We start from the raw sequence: 12,274 nt of genomic DNA, 5'->3' as shown, positions 1-12,274 counted from the left end.
ATGACTAAGTGAGGCTTCAATAAAACTATCTACTTATAGGTAGATAACTGGGTAAATAAAAAGGGACTACTGTATTTCTGGTCTGGGCGACGCCGCGTTGTTGCTTGGGTGCTGCGTCGATGGATGAATCTTACCTACTACTAGATAGATAGCGCAAGTCGTTATTGTGAAACTAAATATTTCATCTTAGCCAGCCGGACGCGCTTGGCCGCGATCCCGCACCTGTTGAAAAGCTGTGGAAAAGCCGCGAATTACGGTGCACAAGCTGTGTAGATGCTGTGCACAGCCTGTGGATGAATACCCGGCGCCCGGACATGGATCGAGTCTGCATGCGGGTTTGCGGCCGGTCGGGATAGGCGAGTACGAGCTGGGATAACGGTATGCGGGCGCCAGCCCGGAATATGGCGGAATCCGCGTCTGCGCGGGCCTTGTGCATAAGCTGTGGAAAAGACACGAAAACCGGTGGACAGGCTGTGGAAATGCGGTGCACAGGCTGTGGATAGCCGAAGGAGTCCCTGCCCCGGGGCCGGCCTGCACGCGATGGCGGCCTGCCGCGCGACCCTCTGTCCAAATGGCACAAAGCCCGGCAAGCACTAGGCTGGCCGGGCTTTGACCGGTACTGCCGTGGCGGCGATATCAGAACGGAATATCGTCGTCCATGTCGGCCAGATTGGCGCCCCCCCCCGCGGGCGCTGCCTGCGGTGCCGGGCGTTGCTGGGGAGCGGGCCGCTGGGCCGGAGCGCGCTGCTGCGGCTGACGCGCCGGCGCATCATCGTAGCCGCCGCCACCACCGTAGCTGCCACCACCGCCACCACCGTCTTCGCGGCCACCCAGCATCTGCATCTGGTCGGCGACGATTTCGGTGCTGTAGCGATCAGCACCAGTATCCTTGTCCTGCCACTTGCGGGTTTTCAGACGCCCCTCGATGTAGACCGAACGGCCCTTCTTCAGGTATTCGCCGGCGATCTCGGCCAGGCGGTTGTACATGACCACGCGATGCCATTCGGTTTCTTCGCGGCGCTCGCCCGATGCCTTGTCCTTCCAGGTGGAGGTAGTGGCAATGGACATGTTGCAGATTGCGGCCCCATCGGGGCTGTAGCGGACTTCCGGGTCGCGACCCAGGTTGCCCACGAGAATGACTTTGTTAACCGATGCCATGCCGTTGTCCCTCTGTTGTTGACCTGTGCCACGCGTTGCCGCGAGCGCGCCGGCAACAACATAAAAGCGATGTTGAAGACCGGCTTCATGAAACTCGCCGGTCACCGCAACGATGACCGGCGACGCCGGTGAAGCCCTAATTTGCCTTCTATTATCGACGAAAAGCGTCCGCCACGCCAAACCGGATTGGTGACAAAGCCATCCACCGCAGGTAACGATTTCACCGCTGTTGGCCACCGTTGGCGGCGCGATCCGCGACTTTCGCCAACGGGCCTATCAGGCCAACGGCTTGAGCGCCCAACTCACGGCCAACCAGACCGCGGCCAGCACGGCTGCCCCGATGAATACCGCGCTGGGGCCCGAGTGCGAAGCCACCCAACCGCCGAGCGCGCCGCCGGTGAACAAGCCAGCGGCCTGGGCCGTGTTGTAGAACCCCAGCGCCAGGCCCTTATAGGCTTGCGGCGCCACGCGCGACACCAGCGACGGCTGCAGCGCCTCGAGTACGTTGAAGGCCACGAAGAAACCCGTCAGGGCGGCCGCCAGGGTCAGGAAGCCATGGCTGGCGGCCGGCAGCAACGCGCATACCAGCACCAGCCCGGCCACCGCCGCGCGCAGCGCGCCACGATGGGCGCGCCGCTTTTCCGCCACGAACACCACCGGCACCATCAGCACGAACGACACCAGAATCACCGGCAGATAGACTTTCCACAACTCGCGCGCGTCCAGGCCGCCGGCCTTGGCCAGCAGCGCCGGCACCACCACGAACAGCGACACCTGGATCAGGTGCAGCACGAACACGCCGAAATTCAGCCGCAGCAGATCACCATGGGCAAGCACCTCGCGCGGCCGGGCGGCCTGCATGCTGCGGGTCTGGGTGCGCGGGACCACCGGCACCACCCAGCCGGCCACCGCCAGGCAGATCACGCCCAGACAGGCGATGGTCCAGAACAGGCCCGACAGCCCCCACCAACCCACCAGCAGCGGCGACAGCACCAGCGCCGCGGCAAACGACAGGCCGATCGAACCGCCCACCATGGCCATGGCCCGGGTGCGCACCTCGTCGCGGGTGGCGTCAGCCAACCAGGCCGTCACGGCGGCAGATATGGCGCCCGCGCCCTGGATGGCGCGGCCGATGGTGATCCAGTACACGTCGGTGGCCTGCGCGCACACGATACTGCCCGCGACGAACAACAGCAGGCCGAACAACACCACGGGACGACGCCCCCAACGGTCGGAGGCCAGGCCGAAGGGAATCTGCATGAACGCCTGAGTCAGGCCATAAATGCCCAACGCCAGGCCGACCCGGGCCGGATCGTCGCCCCCCGGCAGGCCGCGGGCGGCAACCGCGAACACCGGCAATAACAGGAACAGCCCCAGCATCCGCGCCGCGAACAGGCCGGCCAGCGCCACGCTGGCACGGCGCTCGGATGAGGTCAATTTCAGTTTCGTATCTGCCGGCATGCGGAAATTTCGAGAATGACTGGGACCGGTCCGCGCAATTGTCATGCGCTTGCAGTCTGATCTATGGCCTGGGGACTCGGCGCGCTATAGTACCAAGTTGGCCTTTGCAACTGCTTAAAAGAGCCCGATAGACGTGACCATACGCATTCGGGGTGCCCGCACCCACAATCTCAAGAACGTCTCGCTGGACCTGCCGCGCCACAAGCTGGTGGTGGTGACCGGGCTGTCCGGCTCGGGCAAGTCCTCGCTGGCGTTCGATACGCTTTACGCGGAGGGGCAGCGGCGCTACGTCGAGAGCCTGTCCGCCTACGCCCGCCAGTTCCTGCAGCTGATGGACAAGCCCGACGTCGACCTGATCGAGGGTCTGTCGCCGGCCATCTCGATCGAACAGAAGGCGGCGGGCCACAACCCGCGCTCCACCGTCGGCACCATCACCGAAATCCACGATTACCTGCGTCTCCTGTATGCGCGGGTCGGCACGCCCTACTGCCCGGACCACGGCCTGCCGCTGCAGGCGCAGAGCGTCAGCCAGATGGTGGACGCGGTGCTGTCATGGCCGGCCGAGACCCGCCTGGCGGTGCTGGCCCCCATCGCCCGCGGCAAGAAGGGCAGCTTCGAGGACGAATGCGCCAGCCTGCAGGCGCAGGGCTACGTGCGCCTGCGCGTGGACGGCCAGATGGTGGAAATCGACGGCATGGCGCCGCTGAAGAAAACCGAGAAGCACGACATCGACGTGGTCATCGACCGCTTGCGCATCAAGCCCGAAAGCAAGCAGCGCCTGGCCGAGAGCTTCGAGACCGCACTGCAGCTGGCCGACGGCCGCGCGCTGGCGCTGGACATGGACGACAGCCGCGAGCAGGTCTTTTCCAGCCGCTACGCCTGCCCGGTCTGCAGCCACAGCCTGCCGGAACTGGAACCGCGCCTGTTCAGCTTCAACAACCCGATGGGCGCCTGCCCCAGCTGCGACGGCATCGGCCAGGTCGGCTTCTTCGACCCCAAGCGCGTGGTCGCCTTCCCCGAGCTGAGCCTGGCGGCCGGCGCCATCCGTGGCTGGGACCGCCGCAATGCCTTCACCCATTCGCTGCTGACCAGCCTGGCGGCGCACTATGAATTCGATATCGAGGCGCCCTTCGAGGACCTGCCCGAGGCGCTACGCGAAAAGGTCCTGTACGGCTCGGGCGAAGAGGAGATCTCGTTCCTGTACCTGAATGAAAAGGGCCGCAGCACCGTCAAGCGCCACACTTTCGAGGGCGTCATCCCGAACCTGGAGCGCCGCTGGCGCGAAACCGATTCGGCCACCGTGCGCGAGGAACTGGGCAAGTACCGCAACATCAAGACCTGCCCCGACTGCGGCGGTTCGCGCCTGCGCCCGGAAGCGCGCAACGTGCTGATCGGCCAGGACCCGCGCGGCGGCGAGCGTCACGGCCAGGCCATCTACGAGGTCGAGGCGATGCCGTTGTCGACCTGCCTGGGGTGGTTCCGCGACCTGACCCTGACCGGCGCCAAGCAGGAGATCGCGCAGCGCATCGTGCGCGAGATCGAGGCACGCCTGAGCTTCCTGAACAACGTCGGCCTGAACTATCTGTCGCTGGATCGCAGCGCCGACACCATCTCCGGCGGCGAGGCCCAGCGCATCCGCCTGGCCAGCCAGATCGGCTCCGGCCTGACCGGCGTGATGTACGTACTGGACGAGCCCTCCATCGGCCTGCACCAGCGCGACAACGACCGCCTCATCGGCACGCTGCAGCACCTGCGCGACCTGGGCAACAGTGTCATCGTGGTCGAGCACGACGAAGACATGATCCGCATGGCCGACTGGGTCGTGGACATGGGGCCGGGCGCGGGCGAGCATGGCGGCCAAGTGGTGGCGCAGGGCGATCCCGAAACCGTGCAGCGTGACCCGAATTCACTCACCGGCCAATACCTGAGCGGCCAGCGGGCCATCGCCATCCCCAAGCGCCGCCCGGTCACCGACGACCTGCCCTGGCTGACGCTCACCGGCGCTAGCGGCAATAACCTCAAGAACGTCGACCTGCGCCTGCCCGCCGGCCGGCTGATCTGCGTCACCGGCGTGTCCGGCTCGGGCAAATCGACCCTGATCAACGACACACTGGCCGTGGCCGTATCGCGCCAACTGCACCATGCGCAAAGTGAACCCGCGCCCTACACCGCGATGCAGGGCCTGGAGAACTTCGACAAGATCATCAGCGTCGACCAGAGCCCCATCGGCCGCACGCCGCGCAGCAATCCGGCCACCTACACCGGCCTGTTCACGCCGATCCGCGAGTTGTTCGCCGGCGTGCCCGAGGCCCGCACCCGCGGCTATGACCCCGGCCGCTTCAGTTTCAACGTCAAGGGCGGGCGCTGCGAAGCCTGCCAGGGCGACGGCGTGGTCAAGGTCGAAATGCACTTCCTGCCGGATATGTACGTGCCCTGCGACGTCTGCCACGGCAAGCGCTACAACCGCGAGACGCTGGAAATCCGCTACCGTGGCCGCAACATCAGCGAAGTGCTGGACCTGACGGTCGAGCAGGCGCTGGAGTATTTCGAATCGGTGCCGGCGATCTCCCGCAAGCTGCACACGCTGATCGACGTCGGCCTGTCGTACATCCGCCTGGGCCAGAGCGCCACCACCCTGTCGGGCGGCGAGGCGCAGCGCGTGAAGCTGTCCCAGGAACTGTCGCGGCGCAGCACCGGCCGCACCCTGTACATCCTGGACGAGCCCACCACCGGCTTGCATTTCCGCGACATCGAACTGCTGCTGCAGGTGCTCAACCAGTTGGTGGACAGCGGCAATACCGTGCTCATCATCGAGCACAACCTGGACGTCATCAAGACCGCCGACTGGCTCATCGACATGGGCCCGGAAGGCGGCGACGGCGGCGGCCGGGTGGTGGCGCAAGGCACGCCGGAAGACGTGGCGGCCACACCCGAAAGCCATACCGGACACTATCTCGGCAAGCTGCTGCGCCGCACGCCAGGCGGCTGAGCCGCGCGGCGCGGCAGCGCCAGTCACTAAGGGAAATCGGCATGTACACCTTGATCATCGGCAACAAGAACTACTCCTCGTGGTCGCTGCGCCCGTGGCTGGCGCTGCGCGCCACCGGCGTCGCGTTCACCGAACAGAAACTGGGCCTGTTCACGGAAGCCTTCGCCCGCCACCTGGAAGCACTCACACCCGCTGGGCTGGTGCCGGTGCTGCTGGACGGCGACCTGGCGGTCTGGGACTCGCTGGCGATCTGCGAATACGTGGCCGAACAGCGGCCCGAGGCCCGCCTCTGGCCGCAGGACACCCGCGCCCGTGCTCGCGCCCGCTCGCTGGCCGCGCAGATGCACAGCGGCTTTGGCGCGCTGCGCCAGGCGATGCCGATGAATATCGAGGCGCATCTGCCGGGCATCGACATCCCCGAGGCCGCGCGCCAGGACATTTCCCGCATGCACGCCATCTGGCAGGACACGCGCGCCGAATTCGGCCAGGGCGGGCCGTTCCTGTTCGGCGCCTTCTCGATCGCCGATGCGTTCTTCGCGCCGGTCGTGTCGCGCTTCGTCACCTACGGCATCGCCGCGGCGGGCCCGGTGCGCGACTACATGGACGCCGTGCTGGCGTTGCCGGCGATGCAGGAATGGATGCGCGACGCACGTGCCGAGGCCACCTTCGTCGAGGCCGACGAGCCTTACCGCAAGCATCGCTGAACGCGGCGTACGCGGCGGCCGCCGCGTCCGTGAGCGGGCGCCGCCAGGGTATGGCGCACGCCCCTCAAACCATGTCGAACAAACGCCGGTGCTCGCGGATGGCGTAGCGGTCAGTCATGCCGGCGATGTAGTCGGCGATGGCACGCGCCTGGTCATTGAACGCCGCGCGGCGGTAGTCCGGCGGCAGCAGGCGTGGATCATCCAGGAACGCCGCGAACAGCTCGCGCACGATGCGCCGCGCCTTGGTGGTCATGCGCAACACGCGATAGTGGCGATAGAGGTTGTCGAACAGGAACTTCTTCAGTTCGTCGGCTTCGCGCCGGATACCTTCCGAAAATCCCGCCAGCGGCGGCGCGCGGCGCACGTCGTCGGCGCTGGCCGGCGCGGCATCGCGAATGCGCGCCAACGTGGTGCGCGTCAGGTCGCCGATCAGCGTATTGATCATGCGGCGGATGGTCTCGGCCACCGCGCGGCGCGAAGCCAGGTCGGGATAGCGCGCCAGCACTTCGGCATGGTGGCGCTGGAAGATGGACACGTCCTGCAACTGCTCCAGCGTGATCAGCCCCGAGCGCAGGCCATCGTCGATGTCGTGGTTGTTGTAGGCCACTTCATCGGCCAGATTGGCGATCTGCGCCTCCAGCGACGGCTGGGTGCGCGCCAGGAAGCGCTCGCCCACCGCGCCCAGCTGCCGCGCGTGGGCCGCCGAGCAGTGCTTGAGAATACCCTCGCGGGTCTCGAAACACAGATTCAGGCCGTTGAAGTCCGCATAGCGCTCTTCAAGCTCGTCGACCACACGCAGGCTCTGCAGATTGTGTTCGAAGCCGCCGGCCTCGGGCGCCAGTTCGCGCATGCAGGCGTTGAGTTCATCCTGGCCGGCATGGCCGAACGGCGTATGACCCAGGTCATGCGCCAGCGAAATGGCTTCGGTCAAGTCTTCGGACAGCCCCAGGCTGCGCGCCAGAGTGCGCGCGATCTGCGCCACTTCCAGGCTGTGCGTGAGCCGGGTGCGGAACAGATCCCCCTCGTGGTTCACGAACACCTGGGTCTTGTACTCCAGGCGCCGGAACGCGCCCGAATGCACGATGCGGTCACGGTCGCGCTGGAATTCGCTGCGGTTTTCCGGGGCCGGCTCGGCGTAGGTCCGGCCGCGCGATCGGGACGGGTCGGATGCGTAGGAGGCCAGTTCTTTCATCTGCGACACCGTCTCTCCTGCGGTCGTTATTGAGTGGTTCGGGCCAGCACGGCGCGCACGGCGTCTGCGGGCGCCGCCCGCATCATCGCCGCGCCGATACGGGACATGAGCACATAGCGGATTTCGCCGCCTTCGGTCTTCTTGTCGACCTGCATCAGGTCGAGCCAACGGTCGGCGCCCAGGTCGGGCGCAACCACGGGACAGCCGATGGCCTCGACCAGGGCGCGCACCCGGGCCACGTCGGCGCGCGGGAAACCGGCCACATCGGCGGACAATTCCGCCGCCTGCACCATGCCGCAACCGACAGCCTCGCCGTGCAGCCAGGCGCCGTAGCCCAGGCCCGCCTCGATGGCGTGGCCGAAGGTATGGCCCAGGTTCAGGATCGCGCGCAGGCCGGATTCGCGTTCGTCCTTGCCCACCACCTGCGCCTTCAGCTCGCAGGAGCGGCGAATGGCATAGGCGATGGCCTGCGGGTCCAGGTTGCGCAGTTTTTGTGCATTCTGCTCGCACCAGGTCCAGAATTCCGGGTCCAGGATCAGGCCGTACTTGATGACTTCGGCCAGGCCGGCCGACACTTCGCGCGCCGGCAGGGTGGCCAGCACGGCGGTATCGATCTCGACCGCCAGCGGCTGGTAGAACGCGCCGACCATGTTCTTGCCGAGCGGGTGGTTCACGGCCGTCTTGCCGCCGACCGACGAATCGACCTGGGCCAGCAGGGTCGTGGGCACCTGCACGAAGCGCACGCCACGCATGTACACCGCGGCGGCGAAACCGGTCATGTCGCCGATCACGCCGCCGCCCAGCGCCACCAGCACGCAGCGGCGGTCCAGGCGATGGGTCAGCAGGGCATCGAAGATCAGGTTCAGCGACTGCCAGTCCTTGTACGACTCGCCGTCAGGCAGCTCGATGCGCAGCACCCGCTTGCCGCTGCGCGCCAGGGCGGCTTCGGCGCGTTCGCCGTACAGCGCCGCCACGGTCGGGTTGGTCACCACCGCGATGGCGGTGGCGTCGGCGGGAATGCTCTCGTCCAGGGCATCCAGGCGCCCCGGCGCGATGCGGATCGGATACTGTCCGCCCGGGGTGTCAACCTCAACAACGTTCATATCTGCTTCTCGAAGGCTTGTAATTGCGGCAGCAGCGCCTTGACCAGGGTGTGGATGGGCATGGAGCCGGTTTCCACCACCAGGTCGGCAACTTCCTTGTAAAGGGGTTCGCGCAGCGTCATCAGATCCCGCAGGGTGCCGCGCGGATCGGCGGTGGCCAGCAGCGGCCGGTTGCGGTCGCGGCAGGTGCGGCGGAACAATTCGTCCACGCTGGCCCTCAAATAGACCACGATGCCCCGCTCGCGCAGCCGCGCCCGGTTGTCGGCGGCCAGGATCGCGCCGCCCCCCGTGGCGAGAATTATGTTGCGCCGTTGGGTACACTCTTCCAGAGCGGCGGATTCCCGGCGACGAAAACCGGCCTCGCCCTCGATTTCGAAGATTACCGGCACCCGTACGCCGCAACGCGCCTCGAGCTCATGGTCCAGATCGACAAACTCGCGCCCCAGGGCACGCGCCAGGCCACGGCCGATGGTCGTCTTGCCCGCCCCCATCATCCCCACCAGGAAGACGGGCAGATCGTGCGGCAGCGACACGGCCTTGCCTGCGCATTCCGAAGCGCAAGGCGGGGTTTCGGGCGCCTCGCCGGTGGGCGCCGGGTCCGGGTCAGCCTCCGGACATGAGTGAGCGGAAAAGTTCATGACGGCATTATCACATCTGCCGCCAAGTTGCCCGCGCGCCACATTGAACTATCTTGTTACAGAAACCGGTCTCGCCCGCTGAGGTAGGACCGGAGATACCCGTAAAATCGCCGCGATGAGCAAGCCGCAGAATTCCTCCAAAAAAGACAAGCCCGCCAATAACGGTTCCCCGATATTGCGTTTTTTCGTCAAGACCGGCATTTTGTTTGCCGGCCTGTTCCTGTGTGGCGTGCTGCTGGCCGGCATGGCGCTGGCGCTGGCGTGGCCCAACCTGCCCGACCTGCACGCCATGACGGACTACCGCCCGCGGGTGCCGTTGCGCGTCTATACGGCCGACAAGGTGCTGATCGGCGAATTCGGCGAAGAGCGCCGCAACGTGCTGCGCTTCAATGAAATCCCGGACGTCATGAAGTCCGCGGTATTGGCGGCCGAAGACGACCGCTTTTACCAGCACGGCGGCATCGACTGGACCGGCGTGGTGCGCGCCGGCCTGACCAACCTGATCAACATGTCCAAGACACAGGGCGCCAGCACCATCACCATGCAGGTGGCGCGCAATTTTTACCTGTCGTCTGAAAAGACCTACTCGCGCAAGTTCTACGAGCTGCTGCTGACGTTCAAGATCGAGTCCGAGCTCTCCAAGGATCAGATCCTCGAGCTCTACATGAACCAGATCTATCTGGGGCACCGCGCCTATGGCTTCGCCGCCGCCTCGCGCACCTACTTTGGCAAGCCGCTGGCGGAAGTCACCCCGGCCGAGGCCGCCATGCTGGCCGGCATCCCCAAGGCGCCCTCGCGCTTCAATCCGATCTCCAACCGCCCCCGCGCCGAACTGCGCCAGCGCTACGTGCTGGGCCGCATGCTGTCGCTGGGTTACCTGACCGAACCCGAATACAAGCAGGCGATGGCGCAGCAGATCGTCATGAAGTCGGCCGAAGGCACGCCGGCCGGTGGCTACAGCATCCATGGCGAGTATGTGGCCGAACTGGCGCGCCAGCTGCTGTTCAACGTGTACCAGGACAACGTCTACTCGCGCGGCATCAACATCTACACCACGGTGCATTCCAAAGACCAGGAGGCAGCCTACCGCGCCGTGCGCGAAGGCGTGCTGGAATACACCCGCCGCGCGCCCTACCCCGGCCCCGAGGAACAGCTCGACCTGCCGCCCGGCACCGAGAACAACCCGCAGGCCCTGGATGAATTCCTGGACGGCGTGTTCGACAAGTTCAGCGACAGCGGCGACCTGCTGACCGCGGTGGTGCTGTCGGCCAGTCCCACCGAAGTGAAGCTGGCGCGCAGCTCGCGCGAGATCATCACCGTCACCGACAAGAAGGTGCTGAGCGTGGTGGCGCGCGCGCTCACGGACAAGGCCAAGCCCGAGCAACGCATCAAGCGCGGCTCGGTGGTCTACATCCACAAGTTCGGCGACAACTGGGAAATCATCAACATGCCGTCGGTGCAGGCCGCGTTCGTGGCGCTGTCGCCGCAGGACGGGGCGATCCGCGCCATGGTCGGCGGCTTCGACTTCTACCGCGGCAACTTCAACCGCGTGACGCAGGCCTGGCGCCAGCCCGGCTCGAACATCAAGCCGTTCATCTACGCCGCCTCGCTCGAGCGCGGCCTGACCCCGGCCACGCAGATCTCCGATCAGCCCTTCGAGCTGACCGCCGCGCAGACCGGATCCAAGGCCTGGAATCCGAAAAACTACGGCAACCAGTACGAACCCATGCTGACGCTGCGCCAGGGTCTGTACAAGTCCAAGAACATGGTCTCGATCCGCATCCTGCAAGCCATCGGCCCGCAGTATGCGCAGGACTACCTGACCCGCTTCGGTTTCGACAAGGCGCGCCAGCCCGCGGTGCTGCCGCTGGCGCTGGGCGCCGGCTCGGTCACCCCGCTGCAACTGGCCGGCGCGTTCTCCGTATTCGCCAACGGCGGCTACCGCGTCACCCCCTACCTGATCGACCGCGTCACCGACAGCAGCGGCAAGATCGTGATGCAGGCCAAACCGGTCGTGGCCGGCGACGCCGCGGCCCGCGCCATCGACCCGCGCACGGCCTGGATCATGGATGACGTGCTGCGCGGCGTCGCCACCTATGGCACCGCGGCCCGCGCCCGGTCGCTGCTCAAGCGCAACGACATTGCCGGCAAGACCGGCACCACCAATGAATCGGTGGATGCCTGGTTCTCGGGCTACACCCCGTCGCTGGTGGCCACCGCCTGGCTGGGCTTCGACCAGCCCAAGTCGCTGGGTTCGCGCGAAACCGGCGGCGGCGTGGCCATGCCGATCTGGGTCGACTACATGCAGGACGTGCTCAAGGGCGTACCCGAAGAAAAGCAGCGCCCCCGCCCCGATGGCATCATCGTCGAAAACGGCGAATACTACTTCTCGGAATTCCCGCCCGGCCAGGCCGTGGCGCGCCTGGGCCTGCCGCAAGCCGACACGCTGGGCGAGTTCCTGAACGGCCTGAACAGCGACAGCGGCGAAGACAACCGCATCAAGGTGGCGCCAGGCGTGGGCACGCAAAGCGCCCAGCCCTGGTCGCAGAAGATCCCATTCTGAGCGGACTGAAGAAGGGCCGCGATCAATGAATTGACCCCCGAAAGCGGGATATCAATCCAACCTTCGGGGGTCAATGAAATCGCCGGCCTTGAGGTGCGGCGAACGCTACAGGCGAACCGCGACGGGCACGCCGGCAGCGGCGGAACAGATCTGCGAGAGCGCATCGGGCAGATTCGGGCCGCCTCGGGTATCGTTCCAGTGCTGACCGTCGTAACGGTAGTGGAAACCACCGCTGCGCGCGGCCACCCACAGTTCCTGCATGGCGGCCTGGCTGTTCACCACCACATGGGTATTGTCTTCGAACACCATGGTCAGCACATTGCCGCTGCGGCTGGTTTCGACGTCGACGTCGAGCGAAGCCGCCCAGTCATCGGCCTGGCTTTCGATGCTGTCCAGCACCTGGTCGATCAACGCAAGAAATTCGGATTCGGTCATAATCGAGCCTGCAAGAATTACGGAGTTCCCA

9 protein-coding genes are annotated in these 12,274 nt (G+C 66.0%); 3 read left to right on the top strand and 6 right to left on the bottom strand.

Annotation, left to right across the window (positions count from 1 at the left end; genetic code table 11):
* Positions 1-636 precede the first annotated feature (636 nt).
* Positions 637-1,158, bottom strand: a complete 522-nt coding sequence (gene ssb, locus K2W61_RS09165; protein ID WP_026382027.1) for a single-stranded DNA-binding protein — start codon at positions 1,156-1,158, stop codon at positions 637-639.
* Positions 1,159-1,434: 276 nt separating this feature from the next.
* Positions 1,435-2,619, bottom strand: a complete 1,185-nt coding sequence (locus K2W61_RS09160; RefSeq protein ID WP_175133183.1) for an MFS transporter — start codon at positions 2,617-2,619, stop codon at positions 1,435-1,437.
* Between the two features lie 133 nt (positions 2,620-2,752).
* On the opposite strand from K2W61_RS09160, the gene uvrA reads away from it, so the two are divergent.
* The gene (gene uvrA, locus K2W61_RS09155) at positions 2,753-5,608 is read left to right on the top strand and encodes an excinuclease ABC subunit UvrA (RefSeq protein ID WP_419761596.1); all 2,856 of its coding nucleotides are present in this window, start codon (positions 2,753-2,755) and stop codon (positions 5,606-5,608) included.
* A 41-nt stretch (positions 5,609-5,649) separates the two neighbouring features.
* A complete protein-coding gene (locus K2W61_RS09150) occupies positions 5,650-6,312 on the top strand; it encodes a glutathione S-transferase family protein (RefSeq protein WP_236755464.1) in 663 nt (220 codons plus the stop codon).
* Positions 6,313-6,376: 64 nt separating this feature from the next.
* Here the strand turns inward: K2W61_RS09150 and K2W61_RS09145 are convergent, their stop codons facing one another.
* Genes K2W61_RS09145 through K2W61_RS09135 form a run of 3 tightly spaced genes read right to left on the bottom strand, consistent with a single transcriptional unit; the run spans position 6,377 to position 9,245 of the window.
* Positions 6,377-7,504, bottom strand: a complete 1,128-nt coding sequence (locus K2W61_RS09145) for a deoxyguanosinetriphosphate triphosphohydrolase (protein ID WP_175133262.1) — start codon at positions 7,502-7,504, stop codon at positions 6,377-6,379.
* A gap of 26 nt (positions 7,505-7,530) precedes the next feature.
* Positions 7,531-8,607 carry a 3-dehydroquinate synthase gene (gene aroB, locus K2W61_RS09140; RefSeq protein ID WP_236755463.1) on the bottom strand — a complete coding sequence of 359 codons (1,077 nt, stop codon included), beginning with the start codon at positions 8,605-8,607 and terminating at the stop codon, positions 7,531-7,533.
* Entirely contained in the window at positions 8,604-9,245 is a 642-nt protein-coding gene (locus K2W61_RS09135; protein ID WP_175133263.1) for a shikimate kinase, read from the bottom strand. The genes aroB and K2W61_RS09135 overlap by 4 nt, the downstream gene beginning before the upstream one ends.
* 115 nt (positions 9,246-9,360) lie before the next feature.
* On the opposite strand from K2W61_RS09135, the gene K2W61_RS09130 reads away from it, so the two are divergent.
* Positions 9,361-11,808, top strand: a complete 2,448-nt coding sequence (locus K2W61_RS09130) for a penicillin-binding protein 1A (protein ID WP_175133186.1) — start codon at positions 9,361-9,363, stop codon at positions 11,806-11,808.
* A gap of 105 nt (positions 11,809-11,913) precedes the next feature.
* On the opposite strand, the gene cyaY is transcribed toward K2W61_RS09130, so the two are convergent.
* On the bottom strand, positions 11,914-12,243 hold the full coding sequence (gene cyaY / locus K2W61_RS09125; RefSeq protein ID WP_175133187.1) for an iron donor protein CyaY: 330 nt from the start codon (positions 12,241-12,243) through the stop codon (positions 11,914-11,916).
* Positions 12,244-12,274 lie beyond the last annotated feature (31 nt).

This window comes from Achromobacter pulmonis (genome assembly GCF_021733725.1).
Lineage (GTDB): Bacteria > Pseudomonadota > Gammaproteobacteria > Burkholderiales > Burkholderiaceae_B > Achromobacter > Achromobacter pulmonis.
This window is presented reverse-complemented; position numbering and strand designations above follow the sequence as displayed.